Source organism: Nocardia sp. NPDC049707, from assembly GCF_040674855.1.
Lineage (GTDB): Bacteria > Actinomycetota > Actinomycetes > Mycobacteriales > Mycobacteriaceae > Nocardia.
On sequence record NZ_JBFANN010000012.1, the window covers coordinates 99950 to 116606 of the forward strand.

The 16657-nt window shown below is 65.5% G+C and carries 16 protein-coding genes; 8 read left to right on the plus strand and 8 right to left on the minus strand.

Translation table 11 applies throughout. From position 1 onward, the window contains the following. Nucleotides 1-126 precede the first annotated feature (126 nt). Nucleotides 127-327: a hypothetical protein gene (locus AB0J29_RS14125; protein WP_364784592.1), complete on the plus strand. Its 201-nt coding sequence runs from the start codon at nucleotides 127-129 to the stop codon at nucleotides 325-327. A 17-nt stretch (nucleotides 328-344) separates the two neighbouring features. Continuing rightward, nucleotides 345-506: a hypothetical protein gene (locus AB0J29_RS14130; RefSeq protein ID WP_364784595.1), complete on the plus strand. Its 162-nt coding sequence runs from the start codon at nucleotides 345-347 to the stop codon at nucleotides 504-506. A gap of 34 nt (nucleotides 507-540) precedes the next feature. Here the strand turns inward: AB0J29_RS14130 and AB0J29_RS14135 are convergent, their stop codons facing one another. After that, nucleotides 541-1197, minus strand: coding sequence for a TetR/AcrR family transcriptional regulator (locus tag AB0J29_RS14135; protein ID WP_364784598.1), 657 nt, complete (start codon nucleotides 1195-1197; stop codon nucleotides 541-543). A gap of 71 nt (nucleotides 1198-1268) precedes the next feature. On the opposite strand from AB0J29_RS14135, the gene AB0J29_RS14140 reads away from it, so the two are divergent. Both AB0J29_RS14140 and AB0J29_RS14145 read left to right on the plus strand, forming a co-directional pair. Then, nucleotides 1269-2690 (plus strand): MFS transporter, encoded by a 1422-nt coding sequence (locus tag AB0J29_RS14140; protein ID WP_364784601.1) that lies wholly within the window; start codon nucleotides 1269-1271, stop codon nucleotides 2688-2690. A gap of 51 nt (nucleotides 2691-2741) precedes the next feature. Then, the gene (locus AB0J29_RS14145) at nucleotides 2742-3509 is read left to right on the plus strand and encodes a hypothetical protein (RefSeq protein WP_364784604.1); all 768 of its coding nucleotides are present in this window, start codon (nucleotides 2742-2744) and stop codon (nucleotides 3507-3509) included. A 79-nt stretch (nucleotides 3510-3588) separates the two neighbouring features. On the opposite strand, the gene AB0J29_RS14150 is transcribed toward AB0J29_RS14145, so the two are convergent. From AB0J29_RS14150 to AB0J29_RS14165, 4 genes are all read right to left on the minus strand, one after another. Next, nucleotides 3589-4896, minus strand: a complete 1308-nt coding sequence (locus tag AB0J29_RS14150) for a family 1 glycosylhydrolase (RefSeq protein ID WP_364784607.1) — start codon at nucleotides 4894-4896, stop codon at nucleotides 3589-3591. Nucleotides 4897-4969: 73 nt separating this feature from the next. After that, nucleotides 4970-6142, minus strand: a complete 1173-nt coding sequence (locus tag AB0J29_RS14155; protein WP_364784610.1) for a permease — start codon at nucleotides 6140-6142, stop codon at nucleotides 4970-4972. A gap of 61 nt (nucleotides 6143-6203) precedes the next feature. Then, nucleotides 6204-7325, minus strand: coding sequence for a metallophosphoesterase (locus AB0J29_RS14160; RefSeq protein ID WP_364784613.1), 1122 nt, complete (start codon nucleotides 7323-7325; stop codon nucleotides 6204-6206). 118 nt (nucleotides 7326-7443) lie between these two features. After that, nucleotides 7444-8331, minus strand: a complete 888-nt coding sequence (locus tag AB0J29_RS14165; RefSeq protein ID WP_364784615.1) for an alpha/beta fold hydrolase — start codon at nucleotides 8329-8331, stop codon at nucleotides 7444-7446. Nucleotides 8332-8571: 240 nt separating this feature from the next. On the opposite strand from AB0J29_RS14165, the gene AB0J29_RS14170 reads away from it, so the two are divergent. After that, nucleotides 8572-9768, plus strand: coding sequence for a hypothetical protein (locus AB0J29_RS14170; protein WP_364784617.1), 1197 nt, complete (start codon nucleotides 8572-8574; stop codon nucleotides 9766-9768). A 137-nt stretch (nucleotides 9769-9905) separates the two neighbouring features. Continuing rightward, nucleotides 9906-11924, plus strand: coding sequence for a glycosyltransferase family 39 protein (locus tag AB0J29_RS14175; protein ID WP_364784620.1), 2019 nt, complete (start codon nucleotides 9906-9908; stop codon nucleotides 11922-11924). Between the two features lie 443 nt (nucleotides 11925-12367). Here AB0J29_RS14175 and AB0J29_RS14180 read toward each other — a convergent pair whose 3' ends face one another. Beyond that, on the minus strand, nucleotides 12368-13084 hold the full coding sequence (locus AB0J29_RS14180) for a TetR/AcrR family transcriptional regulator (RefSeq protein ID WP_364784623.1): 717 nt from the start codon (nucleotides 13082-13084) through the stop codon (nucleotides 12368-12370). Between the two features lie 88 nt (nucleotides 13085-13172). On the opposite strand from AB0J29_RS14180, the gene AB0J29_RS14185 reads away from it, so the two are divergent. Both AB0J29_RS14185 and AB0J29_RS14190 read left to right on the plus strand, forming a co-directional pair. Then, the gene (locus AB0J29_RS14185; protein ID WP_364784626.1) at nucleotides 13173-14762 is read left to right on the plus strand and encodes an FAD-dependent monooxygenase; all 1590 of its coding nucleotides are present in this window, start codon (nucleotides 13173-13175) and stop codon (nucleotides 14760-14762) included. Nucleotides 14763-14855: 93 nt separating this feature from the next. Next, nucleotides 14856-15161 (plus strand): hypothetical protein, encoded by a 306-nt coding sequence (locus AB0J29_RS14190; RefSeq protein ID WP_364784629.1) that lies wholly within the window; start codon nucleotides 14856-14858, stop codon nucleotides 15159-15161. Nucleotides 15162-15193: 32 nt separating this feature from the next. Here AB0J29_RS14190 and AB0J29_RS14195 read toward each other — a convergent pair whose 3' ends face one another. Both AB0J29_RS14195 and AB0J29_RS14200 read right to left on the minus strand, forming a co-directional pair. Further along, the gene (locus AB0J29_RS14195) at nucleotides 15194-15736 is read right to left on the minus strand and encodes a hypothetical protein (protein WP_364784632.1); all 543 of its coding nucleotides are present in this window, start codon (nucleotides 15734-15736) and stop codon (nucleotides 15194-15196) included. 220 nt (nucleotides 15737-15956) lie between these two features. Further along, nucleotides 15957-16643 (minus strand): DUF305 domain-containing protein, encoded by a 687-nt coding sequence (locus AB0J29_RS14200; protein ID WP_364784635.1) that lies wholly within the window; start codon nucleotides 16641-16643, stop codon nucleotides 15957-15959. Between the last annotated feature and the right edge of the window lie 14 nt (nucleotides 16644-16657).

A 16657-nucleotide genomic window follows, 5' to 3' on the forward strand; every position in this document is an offset into this window, starting at 1 on the left:
CGAGATCAATGGTGAGACACGGGCTCTAACTTGACCTTCAACGTCTGAGGTTGTGTTCGGGGATCCCCAGTTGATCCCGCTGGCCAGAGCGGCGGACGGCCGGCTCGATCTGGCGGTGGATATCACGTGCTGCATCTGGATCTTGTACGGGCAGATTATCTGGATCCGTTCGACCAACTCGGGGCGGCGTTCGTCAAGCCGACCAAGGCCGTTCCACTCGGTCCCGAGGGGGAATGGGCTCGGGTGCACGGCAATTTCACCGAAACCCATAACGACTGGGTCGCCGCAGGCCGCCCCCATCAATGTCCGCGCCGGACCCGCACTTAGCGGGCTATCGTCGAGGTATGGGCGTTATCGGTGAACTGTTTCCGGGGCAGAAGCTGGCCGATGAGGGCAGTGAGGATAGTGATGGGCAGGTGCATCGGCCGCGCGTCGAGATCGATCTCGACGCGGGTGTGGTCCGCCTCGGTCCTGCCGCCGAGTCGACCGCGGAAGAATCCGAATAGGTCTGTGCCGATTTGCGGTCGAAAAACACCTCGGTTACCGGATGTGTTGTGCGGTTACCGGCGCCTGCCAGATGCCCACGATCGCGTCGATGAGTCCGGTGCCGTAGTCGTACCAGTTCGCGCGCGGTCCGGTCCGGCCGTCGGCGAGGGTGCGTTCGAATTCGGCGCAGCCGTGCACCATCAGGTGCCGCGCCATCTCGCCGCGTTGCTCGCGGACCTCCGGCGGCAGGTCGGACAGGCATCGGTCGAAGCCCTCGATGATCGTCTGCAGTGACGGTGAGCTCAGCGATTCCTCGCGCATGATGATGCGCAGTGTCGGATCGGTCATCACCTGCGCGCCGAAACGCGCGTACCAACTGGCGGAGCCGAGGTCGGCGTAGTGCTCGGTGACCGGCCGGACCAGGCACGACACCCAGTCGCGAAGCTCGGTCGAACCGGAATGGTCGGCCAGTAGACGCATGCGGTGTTCCTCGATCGGCTCGGTGTGCTTGCGCACGATCGCCCGCACCAGATCGGTCTTGGTGCCGAAGTGATAGCCGACGGCGGCATTGTTTCCCTGGCCCGCCGCCTCGCTGACCTGCCGATTCGAAATCGCGAAGACGCCGTGCTCAGCGAAGAGCTGTTCGGCCGCCGACAGGATGGCTTCCTTGGTGGTCACGGTCCGGTCCGGACGTGTGATGTTGCCGCTCATATCGTCGACCATGGTAACCGGCCTGTTAAGTCAGTTGCAGTAAGTCAGTCAGTTGATTTAATGTCCTTGAAATGGCTAATGTCCTCGTCTCGCCGGAAGTCGGCGCTCCGCCACGCACCAATGTCGTCGTCGCCGTGCTCGCCGCGGGCGGCATCGTGGTGTCGCTCATGCAGACCCTGGTGATTCCGCTGTTGCCGCATTTGCCGAAACTGTTGGGGGCCAGCGCATCCGATACCGCGTGGGCGATTACCGCGACCCTGCTCGCGGCGGCCGTGGCCACACCGGTCATGGGGCGGCTCGGCGATATGTACGGCAAGCGGCGGATGCTGCTGGTCAGCCTGGCCCTGCTGGTGGCGGGGTCGGCGCTGGGCGGGCTCAGCAATAGCCTCGCGCCGATGGTGTGCGCTCGCGCCCTGCAGGGGCTGGCCGCCGGTGTCATCCCGTTGGGCATCAGCATCATGCGTGACGAGCTGCCCGCCGAAAAGCTCGGTGCGGCAACGGCTTTGATGAGTGCATCACTCGGCGTCGGCGGTGCGCTCGGTCTGCCCGCGGCCGCCTTCCTCGCCGAACATGCCGACTGGCATGTGCTGTTCTGGACCGCCGCGGGTGCGGGCGTGATCGTCACCGCGCTGGTCTTTCTGCTGGTACCGGAGTCCGCGCAGCGCTCCGGCGGCAGCTTCGACCTGCCGGGTGCGGTGGGCTTGTCGGTGGCGCTGATCTCCCTGCTGTTGGCGGCGTCGAAAGGCGCGGGTTGGGGTTGGACCAGCGGCCTGACGCTCGGGCTGTTCGCGATAGGTGCTGTGGCACTGCTGATCTGGGGCTGGTGGGAGCTGCGCGTCGGGCAGCCGCTGGTGGATCTGCGCACCACCGCGCGGCCACAGGTGCTGATCACGAATATGGCGTCGGCGGCCTTCGGATTCGCCATGCTCGCCCAGTCGCTGGTGATTCCGCAGGTATTGCAATTGCCCGAGGCCACCGGATACGGACTCGGTCGGTCGATGATGGCCGTCGGTCTGGTGATGGCGCCGTCGGGTCTGGTGATGATGCTGATCGCTCCGGTCTCCGCGCGCATCAGCGCAGTCAGCGGACCGCGCACCACGCTCATCGTTGGTGCGATCGTGGTGGCCGCCGGATACGGTCTCGGCGTCGAATTCATGTCCGCCATCTGGGGATTGGTATTCGTTTCCTGCGTCATCGGCGCGGGTATCGGCTTGGCCTACGGCGCGATGCCCGCGCTGATCATGTCGGCGGTACCCGTCACCGAAACCGCCGCGGCCAATGCGCTCAATACCCTCATGCGTTCCATCGGAACCTCGATTGCCAGTGCGGTGACCGGCGTGGTGGTCGCGCAGCTGACCATCTCGCTCGGCGGGACCGAACTGCCGTCGGAAAACGCGTTCCGAGTGGTGCTGGCAATCGCGGCGGTCGCGGCCCTAGCCGCCGGTGCGCTCGCCGCATTCCTGCCGCGGCGGGCGGCAGTCGCCACCGACTGAGGTTCCCACTGAAGGTGAATATGCGTGGTTTTCGACACTTAAGCTGAGTTCATGGAGCAGCCGAACTCCTCCCGAGCCAGCACATCCCCCGGGACCGCGCCCGAGAGACCGATACCAGGCCGCGCCGCGGAACTGGCTGATCTCCGGGCGCGGCTGGGACCGCTCCGGTCTTATTGGGGCTACATATTGGCCGCGGTCGGCAGTACAGCCACCCTCATCCTGCTGTTCCAGTCGTGGATCACCGCACAGGGGCCCGACGGCAAGGTCGCCGCCAATGCCTTCGGTCGGCTCGACGCAACTACGAACTACCTCAACGTCTGGTCGCAAGCGAAGCCCAAAACGCCGACGGTCACCGGCACCTGGGCCATCCTCGCCAGCGCCGCCATCATCATCGCGCTCTGTGCCATCGTGCTGAACATCCGCCTTCGCAGCGAGTTTCTCGCCCGCCTCACGACGATTTCGCTGGCGTGTTCCGCGCTTTTCGTGATCCTCTGCTTGATCTACCTCAATAGCAAAGGCACCGAACTCAAGGCCATGACCGGTCGCTCCAGTGATCTGGGCGGCTACGTCGGACAGGTACTGAACTGGGCTACCGGTAGAGGTAAATTCGTCCTCCCGGGCACCGCTACCTCCAGCTACTCATCCGCCGCTCTCACCCACTCGGGATTTCTCGCCGTGGTGACCTCGCTCGGTTCGACCATGGCGGCCATCGCCCAATGGCTGTTCATGCGTCGCGCGACCGACAATCCGGTCCGCCTGTCGTTGCGGATGCCCATTACCTTCTCGCGCGCATCCTCGAACCCCGACACCACCACCTGACACAATTCGCTGCCGGCTTCGGGTCCGGCGGCCATTGCATTGCCACCGCCGCCCTACTGAAGAGTCGTTTACGACAGCTTCAGCGCGGAACCGTGACCGGGTCGGTGCAACTGGCTGCCGCGTCGACCAGGGAACAGAGCTGGGGTGCCCGGGTCGGGCGGTAGTCGCCGGCGACGCCGTTGTCGCGGGTGATCGCGGTGTAGGCGGGCACTGCGTCGGTCGGCTTGCGGGTGAGTGCCGGATCGGTCAGCACATCGACGGTGTAGAGGCCGAAACGCGGTGTGTAGCTGCCCCATTCGTAGTTATCGGTGAGGCTCCAGTAGTTGTAGCCGATGACGTTGATGCCGTCGGCCTTGGCGCGCTGGATCCAGTAGACGGTGTCGCGCAGATCGTCGCCGCGGGTGTAGCCGTCGGCGCGGGGATTGCCGTTCTCGGTGGGCATGCCGTTCTCGACGATGTAGAGCGGCTTACCGGGGAACTGGCGTGAATAGTGTTGCAGCGCATAGTAGATGCCCTCGGGCTGCAGCGGGTTGTTCCAGAGCTTCGTCAGGTTCTCCACCTGCGCGGTCGCAGTATCCGGGGACAAACCGTAGTAGTAATCGATGCCGACATAGTCGAGCTTGGCGGCGATCCTATCGATGAACGGCTTGTTGACCACATCCTCGCCCGCTGGGATGTAGGCCACATTGCTGGTGACCATGGCGCCGGGCTGCACCTGGTGGATGTGGTCGTAGATGGCGTTATGCGCTTGGGCGAGCCGGTCCTGCATGGCGGGCACATCGGTGATCTGGAGTCCGCCGTGGCGCAGTTCGTTCAGTCCATAGAAGGTGGGTTCATTGAAGGTGACCCAGAGCGGGTTGTGTGTGGCATAACGGTCCACCACCGTACGGGCATTGGCGAGCCAGTCGGCCACCATATCCGGGTTGTGCCAGCCGCCACGGTCGACCTCCCACCCGGGGAACACCCAGTGATCCAAGGTGATCATCGGCCGCATACCGGCCGCCTCGATCTTTCTGATCACGTTGTCGTAGAAGCGAAATCCCTCTTCCGACCACACCCCCGGCTGCGGTTGCACGCGCGCCCATTCGACACTGATCCGATACACCCGCACACCGAGGCCTGCGGCCAAGTCGATATCGGAGCTGTAGCGGCTGTAGAAGTCGACCGAATCCCGGTACGGGTCATCGGTTTTGCCTGTCGCGACATAGCGGCTCCAATTGCTGTCCGGCGCATGCCCTTCGGACTGATACCCCGAGGCCGCGACACCCCAGAGAAAGTCCGGGCCGAACGGCGCGACCTGTGCCGGCGGCTCCGGCCGCGCGAAGGCGGGCGAACTGGGCAGGAGTGCGGCGGCCAAGGCGGCTACCCAGATGGCGCGCAGTCGCATCGGATGGGCTCCTGTTCGTCGAGGGCACTTCCGGTGAAAACCGTACAGCGCTCGGTAGTGGACAGTGAACGGATTACCTGTCCGCGTGCGGTGGGCCATGATCGTGTTGGGGGTCGGGTGAGCCGCCCATCATGCGCAGCATCGGGATTCCGCCGGTACGTATGAAGATCGTGACCACCACGGCGGCGAGGATCAGGAAGGCGATATTGAGCCAAGTGGTGTAATTCCACCGGATTCCCTCCGCCATCACCTTGGCGTTGCGCTCGGTGGGGATGAGATGTGTGGTGCCGAAAAGGATTTCGACGACATACCCGGCGCCGACCATGGCGGCGTAACAGGTGCCGAGGAGGGTGAGCGTCATGCGGGTGCCGTAGTACTTGCGGTAGATATTGAGGATCGGCAGGATCAACAGGTCGGCGTAGATGAAGGCGATCACGCCGCCGAAGCTGATGCCGCCGTTCCACAGCACCGCGGCCAGCGGCACATTGCCGATCGAGCAGACGAAGGACAGGATCGCCACCAGCGGCCCGATAATCGGTCCCCAGACGGCCGACAGCAGCGGATGACCGGTGAGGAAGAAGTTCTGCCAGAACGTCTCCGGCACCCAGGCGCCGATCGCGCCCGCGATGAGCAGACCGAGGACGAGATCGCGCAGAATCGCGGCCCATTCCATGACGAATACATGGGAAACCGCGGTCAGCCCCGACCGTGACAGCAGCCTTCGCAGGAAAGAGCCTTGGGCGGCGACCGCCATATCCATGGCCGCATGGCCCTCCATCGATCCAGCCAGTCCACGATCGGCTTGGCGGCGGGCCTCGGCGACGAGCTCGGCCCGCACAAACAACCGGAAAAGTGCCGCGAGCAGCACGATCATGACGGGCCCACCGACGAATTCGGCTGCGGTGAACTGCCAGCCCATGAGCAGCGCCAGTATGATGCCGAGTTCGATGACGAGATTGGTCGAGCCGATTTCGAACGCCATCGCCGCGGTGAAGTTCGCCCCCTTGCGGAACAGCGAACGGGCCAGCGCCACAGCCGCATACGAGCACGACGAGGAGGCCGCGCCGAGCCCGGCGGCAATGGCGAGGGTGCGCGGTCGATCGTCGCCCATCAGCCGCAGAATGGTCGACTTACGCACCACCGCCTGTACGACGGCCGACAGCGCGAAACCGAGAATGAGAGCCCAGAGGATCTCCCAGGTCATCGACCCGGCCAGGGATAGCGCGTGCCAGATAGCGTTCACCACAACCTCGTCTCAGCGGGATGTGTCTGCACACGAAGCTATACCCGTACCGCGCAACTCTCGTTCAGGCGCTGCGCAGGACGAGGACGGTGATTTCGCTGGGCGCGAAGACGCGGAATTGCGGACCCCAGAAGCCGGTGCCACGGCTGGTATAGAGCTGGGTGTCGCCGTGGCGGCTCAGGCCCGCGACGACGGGTTGTTCGAGGCGGACCAGATAGTGGAAGGGCCAGATCTGGCCGCCGTGGGTGTGGCCGGAAATCTGCAGGGCCACCCCGGCCGCGGCGGCCGCGGTGACCTGCCGGGGTTGGTGGGCCAACAGGACGACCGGTGCGTCCGGATCCGCGCCCGCGAGGGCGGCGGGGAGATCGGGTCCGTGACCGGGCAGGCCGACGCCGGTGGGGTCGTCGATGCCCGCGAGCACCAGCCGATCATCGCCGCGGGTGATCGTTTCGTGCTGGTTGTGCAGCGGCTGCCAGCCGATCGAACTCATATGCTCGATCCAGCCCGGTGCGTCGCCGAAGTATTCGTGATTGCCGGTGATGTAGAACCGCCCGAGCGGCGCCTCGATCTTGCCGAGCGGATCGACCTGCCGATGCCGCTTCGCGACCGAGCCGTCGGCGAGATCGCCTGCGTGGCAAGCGATATCGGGCTGTTGGGCGTTCACGACATCGACGACCTGCTCTGACCAGCGCAACCGGTCCAACGCGGCGTAGTGGGTATCGGTGATGACCACCATGCGCAGTCCGTCGAGCGCAGGTCCGAGCCCGCGGATCGCGACATCGACGGTGCGGACCCGCGGCACCCGGCGGGCTTCGAACACACCCCAGCCCGACAGCGCGGCGGCGATCATGAATACCCCGGCCGCGACGACCCTCGAGCGCGCCGGATCGCCCATCCCACACACTGCCAATCCGAGCCCGACCACATTGCCGAGTACCGACCAGCTGAAAACCACCCACATCAGGCCCAGCAACGTGTCGCCGACAATGGACGCCGCATCGTGCTGCCTCGGCCCATGGCCGAGGAACATCGCCGCGGGCAGACAAAGGAAACCGGCCAGGAAAACCGCGGAGCCGAGCCAGAACAGCGGCCCGTCGATCGTGGCACCGATCAAGGTCCACCACGGCACCACGAACAGCAGGGCGGGAATCGCCAGAAACAGGGCGATACGCGGAACGTATTTCACGAAAGTTCAATCCTCGCAGGGCACGGCGCGGCGCACGGTCCCACCACCGGAGCACCATGGGCGCTATCGACGATAACAGCGTCAACCCAACCACGTAGGCGTCCAGGATCCGGGTAGGTCAGCTCTGGCAGGGGATACCGAGATACAACGGATCGAGGGCTTTCTGCACGACGTAGCCGACGGTGGGGGATGTCGGTAGCGCGCCATGGTCGAAGTCATCATCCGGGCATAGGTCCTGCACCCAGACATTGTCGACTGTTGCCCCGATCCCTGCGGTGAGAAAAGTGGTCTCGGGCGGGGTGACGACCCGATCGAGATGGCTGGCGATAACCGTGTACTTGACTCCGGGCTCGGTATCGCCCCCGGCATTGAGCCTGCGCAGAAATTCACTATCGATCAGTTGTTGCGATGCGGCCGCACCCAGATATCCCGCGATCAGGCCGAGGGTCGGCGCCTGCGCACTTCCGGTCGGCAGTAGAAAGCCGAGCCCTTCCGCGGTGGTGCCGTGATTGGTCGCCGCGATGGTGACCAGATGGTCAACCTTGTTATCCGCCGGATTCCACCGATTCGCGCCGCCCTCGAAGCGCATGAATTGCCGCACCAGTGGACCGCCCTGGGAATGCGCGACGATATCCACCTTCGGTGCTCCGGTGGCCGCGCGCACCGTATCGACGAATCCCGCGATTTCCCGGGCCGAACTGCGCATATCCGCGGTGCCGTAGACACCGGGCTGCGCACCTCGGATGCTGGAAACCGCGCGCCCGTAACTCAGCGAGAATACGCAGTAGCCCTGCGCTTTCAGCTGTGGTGCGAGCACATCCCAGGAGTTCTGATTCCCCCAGGTGCCGTGAATCAGGACGACGGGTTGTGGATGCGCCGCCGAAGGCCGGCAGGCCCAATCATTGGCACCGGCCGGTGGCACGGTCCCGTCCGGATGGTCATCGTCGGCGTGTGCCGGAACGTGCACGCCGAAGAGGGTGCCGATGAGTACCGTGGGCACGATCATCGATAAGAGAAGACGCGAACTTTTCGCAAACACCGCAACGCTCCTTCGCTCACAGATCGGGACATGCAAACGAAACACGCCATCGGCTCGGTGGTCTGGGCCGAAGCGGCTGTCAATCGCCTGGTTAATAACATGGCAGCGAATAATGAGCAAACATATCTGCTCGGCTGGCGAGTCGCGGAAACCACGAGCCGGTGGTGTCACGATGGTCGGTGTGGTCGTTCGAGAGGAACCGAATTCATGCGCAGCACGCCACGTTCGGTAATCGCGCTGCTCGCCGCGGCCCTGCTCGTCGCCCCGGCCTGCGCATCCGATAACGCACCAGCGGTCCCACGTGGCGGGATTGTCAGCACCACGCCGGTCGCGCACCTGTCGCCGGAACAGACCACGACCTATTTGGCCGATGCGAATATCGGCACTCCGGTGCGCAATGGCGTCGATGCCTACCGCGTCGTCTACCGAACCGTCACTGCGACGGGTGACCCGACTACGGCGAGCGGCCTTGTCGTCCTGCCGCGCACCGATTCTCGGCGGCTGCGCGTCGTCACCTATGAGCACGGCACGCTGGTGCTCAAGAGCGACGCGCCGTCGGTGAACGACACGCGCGCCGATCGGGCCCGCACCGTTATGTTCGCCGCCGCGGGGTACGCGGCTGTCGCACCGGACTACCTCGGCCTCGGCGAGGGCCCGGGCACACATCCATACAGCCACGCGCCCTCGGAGGTCAGCGCGTCGGTCGATCTGTTGCGCGCCGCCCGCACCATGGCCGTCGGACAGCAGCACGATGTGGACCCGGATATCCTCGTCACCGGGTTCTCCCAGGGCGGCCAGGCCGCAACGGCACTGGGCAAGGCGCTACAGGGCGGTGCCGCCCCCGGCTTCGGACTGGCCGCGCTGGCACCGATCAGTGGCCCCTACGACGTCCAGCACGTCGAGACGCCCGGCGCCATCGCGGGGCGGGTTCTCCCGGCGGTCGCGGTCTTCTATCTCGCCTACTGGATCACCGCGATGAACCGGATCTACCACCTCTACGACCGGCCCTCCGACGCCTTCCAGGAACCCATTGCCGACCGCATCGAACGACTCTTCGACGGACATCAGAACGAGATGACCATCGGCACCGCCCTACCCGTGCGCCCCGAACTCTTGCTGACGCCGAAGTTTCTCGCCCTGGCACAGGATCCGACCGGACCCGCGCGCGAAGCGGTCGCCGACAGCGACGGCACCTGCGATTGGACCCCACGCGTCCCGGTCCACCTCTACGCCGCCACCGGCGATCGAAATGTGCTCTACGCCAATGCCGAACACTGTCTGCAGGCCATGCACACCGACCGGGCCACTCTCACCGATCTCGGCGATATCGACCACTCCGCCACCGCCCCCATCGCGCTCCCGCAAATCCTCGACTGGTTCCAACGCGAACTTCCGGCCATCTGATCAGATCTGCGTGGATGCCCGGGTCCGCACCGCATCCAGCATCCCGAATCCATGGTCACAGGGTTCGGGGCATGGCTCACAGCGGACTGACAGGAAACGCAAAGGGGGTCCACCGGGACGGCTGTGATACTCCCCAGGTGACAGTGACCAGTGCCCCGGCGTCCCTGCCCGATACGACCCCACCGGATACCACCCCGCCCGCACCCGCGACCGCGTTGCCACCGATCCGACGGTGGGAGCGCATCGGGTTGGCGGTGCTGCTGATCGGGACGACGGTGGCCTACCTGTGGAATATCACCGTCAATGCCATGGGCAATGGCTTCTATGCCGCGGCGGCCTGGTCGGGTTCGCGGGACTGGAAGGCGCTGCTGTTCGGCTCGCTGGATCCCGAGAACTTCATTACGGTCGACAAGCCGCCGGTATCGCAGTGGGTGATGGGACTTTCGGGTCAGCTGTTCGGTTTCAGCAGTGCGAGCATGTTGATACCGCAGGCGCTCATGGCCGTCGCGACGGTCGCGCTGATCTATGGCGCGGTGACCAGGGCGGCGCTGAGCCGCGGTGCGGGACTGCTCGCCGGTGCCGTCTTCGCGGTGACGCCGGTGGTGGCGTTGATGTTCCGTTTCAACAATCCCGATGCGGTGATGGTCCTGCTGATGACGGCGGGCGCGTACTGCACGATCCGAGCACTGCGGCAGGCCAGTGTCCGCTGGCTGATGCTGGCCGGTGTCGCGCTCGGCTTCGCATTCCTGGCGAAGATGCTCGAGGGATTCATGGTGTTGCCCGCACTGGGCATCGCCTATCTGATCGTCGCGCCGGCCACACTGCGCGCACGGCTGTCGCATGTGCTGGCCGCGGCGGCCGCGCTGGTCGCCTCGTCCGGCTGGTATGTCGTGCTGACCATACTGTGGCCGGAATCCACGCGGCCGTATCTGGCCGGATCGACGAATAACACCTTCATGGATCTGGTGCTCGGCTACAACGGCTTCGCCCGCTTCCTCGGCCGCAACTACAAGGGCGGCAACCGCTTCGAGCTGCCACCCGGTTACGAAATGCCGCACAATGCCGGACCGGGACCCGGACTCGGACCGGGCTCCGGCGGTTTCGGTTCGGGACCGGACCGGCTGTTCACCGGCGAAATCGGCTATGAAATCTCCTGGTTGCTGCCGGCGGCGATCCTCGCCTTCGTTGTGGTGCTGGCATCCCGGTGGCGCGCACCACGCACCGATCTGGTCCGCGGCGCGGCATTGACCTTCGGTTTGTGGCTGATCATCGACGGCATCGCCTTCTCGACCATGAAGGGCGGCATGCACGCGTACTACACCTTGGCGATCGGGCCCGCCGTGGCCGGCATGTTCGCACTCGGTGTGCACGAAATGTGGCGCCACCGGGCCAGCGCATTCGGCCGAATCGGCTCGGCCGCACTCATTCTCACCGCCGGTGTGTGGTCATTCGTTGTCCTGCAACGGAATTCGGATTGGCAGCCGTGGCTGCGCTGGACGATTATCACGATTGCGGTGCTCGCGGCGGTCGGTCTGCTCATCGCATCGGTTCCGGCGGCCGGGCGGCGACGCCTGCGGGACCGGGTGACCTCGGTGCTGGTGATCGGGGGCGTCATCGCCGGTCTGGGCGGTTCGACGGCATACGCGGTGGCGACGCTGCCGCAGTCGCATACCGGCGGCAACCCAACGGTCGGGCCGGCCAAGGCGGGTAAGCCCGGTTCCGAACAGCAATCCGAGGTGGACCGGATCATGGGCGGCAACTTCGCGGAGCCACACGTGGTCGGCCTGCTGAGCGGCACCACGACCCGCTGGTCGGCGGCGGTGGACCGCTCCTCGACCGCCGCGACCCTCGAACTGGCCAGCCGCACCGCGGTTATCGCGATCGGCGGTTTCACCTCCAGGGATCCGGTGCCCACCCTCGACCAGTTCCAGGAATTGGTCCGTACCCACCAGGTTCGCTATTACCTGGCACAGGAAGTGCAGCTGCCGGATTCCTGGCGAGTGCCCAGCCAAGGCGATACCGCGACGTCGGCACCGGAAGACGAGCTGTGGCGACCCATCGGCCACCGGGACATCGGCGACTGGGTGGCCCAGCACTACCAGGCCACCCACATCGGCAATATCGCGGTCTACGACTTGGCCGCGACACCGAACTGAGCGGCCCGCGTCGGAAACGGGCTTCGAATTCGATTCGGGCACTGTTGATTACGGTCCTGAGCGAGCGATACCAACCCGCGACGATGATCAGCTCCAGGAGTTGATCATCGTCATCCTTTTCGGCCGGTCGTACCGACCTTGGAAGATGTTGCGGCCCAGGTTGGTGTGGGTTCGCGCACGCTCAACCGCCGCTCCCGCGAACAGACCGGCGCCACCCATTGCAGTCGCTGCACCGCGTCCGCGTCCGTCGGGCCCAGTACCTCCTCGAAGCCACCGACCATCCGGTCGACCGCACATTGGCACCGAGGTCGGCTTTGGTTCGCCGACCGTCTTCCGTGATGGGTTCAAACGGGAGGTCGGCGCCAGTCCGCTGACCTCGAATGGTCCACGCCGGGCTGAACCGCAACTTCTCGACGGCGGGTCGCCGCCGGCAGCTCGGCAGTTCAATCGCGGTCGCGTAGTCGGGCGGCAATCCCGTCGAGCACACATCCGAGCCCGAATTCGAAGCGCTCATCGGCGTCGGCGTCGGCAGCATCACGTACCCGGCGAGCGAAATGCGGGTACTCGTTGCTCTCGATTACTTCGCGTATATACGGCGCGACGGTTTCGCGCCACTGATCCTCGGTAAGTCCGGTGCGACGTTGCGCCTGTTCCTCGGCCAGTTGGGCCGCGGTGACGCCGAAGACATAGGCGTGCACGGTATCCACGATCGCGGCCGCCTCGGTGATGTCAGCAGTCAGCTCGGTGGCCGCGGCGAGTGAAGTGTCGTGCAGACGAAGGGAATTCGCGCCGAGAGTGGGGCGGCCGGTGAGTTCGGAGGCCAGCCACGGGTGGCGGATCATGGTGTCGCGCAGATGCTCGGCGACGGCGGTGAGGTCGGTGCGCCAGTCGCCGGCGAGTTCGGGCGGCGCGACCTCACCGCGGACCGCATCGATCATCAGATCCAGCAGATCGTCGCGACTCGCGACGTAGCGGTACAGCGATGCGGTGCCCGATTCGAGTTCGGTGGCGATGCGGCGCATGGAGACCGCATCGGGTCCCTCGCCATCGGCCAGTCCGATGGCGGTGCGGACGATCTGCTCCACACCGGGGGCTTGGCGGCGCGGGGTCCGCCGCTGCTTGCTCCAGACCAGCGCGGGGGGCTTCGCCGAATTCGTCACTGCTACTCCTTTGGGCGGTTGCGAACATCGTAGCAGTATGGCTACGGTGTATCCGTAATGAGCACACTGTAGCCATAGTGGAGTTTTCATGTTGCACACCAAGGTTCTGATTGTCGGCGGCGGCTCGGTCGGCCTGTTCACCTCGCTATTTCTGGTCCGGCACGGGGTCGAGGCGCTGGTGGTGGAGGCGCAGCGGGAGCCGTCGGTGCACCCACGGGCCACCGGTCTCGGCCCGCGCACGCTGGAATTCCTGCGCGCGGCCGGCGTCATCGACGCGGTCGATGCCGTGGCGGTCGATATGTCCGCGGGCAATCTCGGCAAGCTATCCGCGGCGACCCTCGCCTCGGCAGACCTCGCCGGGCTGCCCGCCGCCGCACCCATGCGCTCGGGCTGGCGTTCGGACCTGGTCACCCCGGCGACCATTCGCGGCACCTGCCCACAACATCGCCTCGATTCGGTACTGCTGCCCGCGGCCACGCAGGGCGGAGCCACCGTGCGATACGGCACGCGGCTGCTGTCCTTCGAGCAGGACGCCGATGGTGTCACCGCGCACCTCGATGACGGGCAGACGATTCGCGCGAACTACCTGGTCGCCGCGGACGGTGTGCACAGCGGCGTGCGTAAAGCGCTCGATATCGGCACGACCGGCCCTGGGGCGCTGGGCAATCCGAAGATGAATATCCTGTTCCACGCCGACCTTCGTCCGTATACCCAGGGGCGACAGTTCGTCGCGTGCGATATCACCACCCCCGAGGCGCCGGGCATCCTGGTGACCGTGGACGGCGCGAAAGAATGGGCGTTCCACAGTGATTACGATCCGGACCGGGGCGAATCGGCCGACGACTTCACCGCTGACCGTTGCCGTGAACTGATCCGCGCTGCGATCGGTGATCCCGATCTCGATCCACTGATCGTCAGCAGATTGTCTTGGCGGGCCAGGGGTTCGGTGGCCGACAGATTCCAGCAGGGCCGAGTATTCCTGGTCGGTGATGCCGCGCACGCGGTGCCGCCGCTCGGCGCATTCGGCCTGAACACCGGCGCGGCCGACGCGCACAATCTGGCCTGGAAACTGGGTGCGGTGCTGGCCGGCGCCGCCGATCCGGCCCTCCTCGATACCTACGACGCCGAGCGGCGACCGGTCGCGACGAATACATTGACCCAGGCACTGCTGCGACTGAAAGCCCCTCGCCTGCACTGGGATTCGAGCCCGGTCGCGGCCGCGATGGGCATTGTCAACGCGCCGATCGTGCATATGGGCTACCGCTACGACTCCACCGTGGTGATCGAACCGCAGCCGGAGTTGCCCTCGACCGAAGACATCGAACTCGTCCTCGACGGCACTCCGGGATCCCGATTGCCGCACACCTGGGTGGTACGAAACGGCAACCGGTGCTCCACACTCGACCTCATCGAGTCCCGTTTCACGCTCTTGGTCGGTCGCGACAGCGCGGTGTGGCTGCGCGCCGCACAGCAGGTTGCCGACCGTCTGCTCGTACCTCTTCCCGCGGTGGTGGTCGACGCCCCGGACTGGCCGGAGCAAGTCGGAATCACCGACCGCGGTGCGCTGCTCATCCGACCCGATCAGATCATCGGCTGGCGTGCGCCGGCCGCCCCGTCGAATCCGGCCGACGAACTCACTCGCGCGCTCGCGCGAATGCTCGGCCGCACCGTCGGCTAACCCACCTGGCTGTTTCGGATCGGCACGGTGGGGGCACTTTATCGGCATCAGGCATAAAGCGCCCAGCCTGACAGCGAAATGTGAGGTACCACCATGACGGCGGAAGGGCCGTGGGAAATTCCCCCGCTCGACGACGCTCCGGATATCGCCCGTGCAACCGAGCCGCCGCCGGCAATCGCGTTGGCGGACGCCAGAAATTGGCCCGGATTCGTTCTGCTGATCATCGGCGGACTCGTCGCGATCGTCGCCGCGATAATCGCGGCGGTCGATTTTCCGGGCACCGCGTTCATCTTCGCGCTCATCGCTCTCGCCGCCTCGCTGACGGGTATCGCCCTCGTGCTCGTCGAGCGACGTGGCCACCCTCGGCATCCGCGCGCCCCGGAGCGACCCGCCCCCTGACAGCCGACAGACAAGACGCGAAATAGTCTGTGTCAGTGGCCTTTACAGGCATCCTCGGCGATGTTCTTGGTGGCGTTGAACTTATCGACCGCGGCATTGAGGGTATCGGTCGGCGCATGCCGATCGAGGGTGTCTGCCAGCGCGTTGGTGTCGTCGCGGTAGCTGCGCAGCGGGCCCGCGACAGCCAGTGGCACCTCGGAGGTCACCTTCGCGTCGATGGTGCGCGCATTATTGCGCAATGCGGTCACGGCGTCATTGGCCTTGGAGTTGGCTTCCGGATTGTTGACACCCTTGTTATTGCTCGCGTCGATGTAGTCGTTGAAGACGCGGATCGAGCTGCTGTTCGCGCTCGCGAAGGTGTCGCAGGCGGTGCCGGCCGCGCGTTCGGCCGCCGCCGCGCGTGCGGAGGATGCGACCACCGACGATGCCGTGACCTCGGAGGCATATGCGGCCAGTTCGGTCTTGTTGACCTGCGCGCTGCCATTGATCTGCTTCGAGCACGCGCCGATGGTCAGGACACCCACCGCGGTGGCCGTCGCGGCGGCGACGAGGCCGGTCCGCTCTAATCGTCGCATGTCGGCTTCCCCTCTCCTCTCCGATGATCCGGCCGCTGGAGACGCGAAGGAAGCCGGACATAAAGACCGTACTTCTTCGCGACCGTCGATATCGGTCGACCGGACCGATATCGATGACCAACCGATATCGAACGGCAGAAAAAGTACTGGTTAGGGACGGCTTGGTCGGCGCGGATCACACCAGGAACGCAATCGTCCCGGTGTGATCCGCGAAGTGGTGTCAGCGTTGGCCGAGCAGTCCGCGCATGGTATCGATTTCGGCCTGCTGGGCGGCGACGATGGCGGTGGCGAGTGCCTTCGCGTCCGGATTGACGCCGCTGGCGAGTTCGGTATCGGACATGGCGATCGCGCCATTGTGGTGCTCGATCATCATCTCCAACCACTGCCGGTCGAAATCGGCACCGGATGCCGCTGCCAGTGCGTTCATCTGCTCGGTCGACATAATGCCCGGCATAGTCGAGGTGCCGGGCATCGTGGTCATGCCGGGCATATGCATGGTGCTGGTCATACTCGGCATCGCCATGCCGTGCCCGCCATGGCCGGAGGCGGTGGGAGCGGGCTTACCGAAGCTCGTGAGCAATGCGGTGATCTGTTCCAGCTCCGGGGACTGTGCCTTCTCGATATCCGCGGCGAGCGCGCGCACCTGCTCGTTCTGGGTGCGGCTCGGGACCAGCCGCGCCATCTCGACCGCCTGCGCGTGGTGCGGGTACATCATCTGCAGGAAGGACACATCGGCGTCATTGAAATCGCTTCGGGCAGCGGGCTTCCCGGAGGTCGCCAGGCCGGACGAGGAGCCGTGAACCAGGCCCGGCGTGGACGTGTCATTGCCACAGCCCGCGGCGAAAAGCGCTGCGGCGGTGGTGGTTGTGGCGATGACGATGGCGATACGGCTACGGGTGATGAACATGTCTGTGCTCCTGA

Excerpts from the sequence above, each read along its gene's own strand:
- AB0J29_RS14130 (WP_364784595.1), top strand. The coding sequence starts at position 345 with ATGGGCGTTATCGGTGAACTGTTTCCGGGGCAGAAGCTGGCCGATGAG.
- AB0J29_RS14135 (WP_364784598.1), bottom strand. The coding sequence starts at position 1,197 with ATGAGCGGCAACATCACACGTCCGGACCGGACCGTGACCACCAAGGAA.
- AB0J29_RS14140 (WP_364784601.1), top strand. The coding sequence starts at position 1,269 with ATGGCTAATGTCCTCGTCTCGCCGGAAGTCGGCGCTCCGCCACGCACC.
- AB0J29_RS14145 (WP_364784604.1), top strand. The coding sequence starts at position 2,742 with ATGGAGCAGCCGAACTCCTCCCGAGCCAGCACATCCCCCGGGACCGCG.
- AB0J29_RS14150 (WP_364784607.1), bottom strand. The coding sequence starts at position 4,896 with ATGCGACTGCGCGCCATCTGGGTAGCCGCCTTGGCCGCCGCACTCCTG.
- AB0J29_RS14165 (WP_364784615.1), bottom strand. The coding sequence starts at position 8,331 with ATGATCGTGCCCACGGTACTCATCGGCACCCTCTTCGGCGTGCACGTT.
- AB0J29_RS14170 (WP_364784617.1), top strand. The coding sequence starts at position 8,572 with ATGCGCAGCACGCCACGTTCGGTAATCGCGCTGCTCGCCGCGGCCCTG.
- AB0J29_RS14185 (WP_364784626.1), top strand. The coding sequence starts at position 13,173 with ATGTTGCACACCAAGGTTCTGATTGTCGGCGGCGGCTCGGTCGGCCTG.
- AB0J29_RS14190 (WP_364784629.1), top strand. The coding sequence starts at position 14,856 with ATGACGGCGGAAGGGCCGTGGGAAATTCCCCCGCTCGACGACGCTCCG.
- AB0J29_RS14195 (WP_364784632.1), bottom strand. The coding sequence starts at position 15,736 with ATGCGACGATTAGAGCGGACCGGCCTCGTCGCCGCCGCGACGGCCACC.
- AB0J29_RS14200 (WP_364784635.1), bottom strand. The coding sequence starts at position 16,643 with ATGTTCATCACCCGTAGCCGTATCGCCATCGTCATCGCCACAACCACC.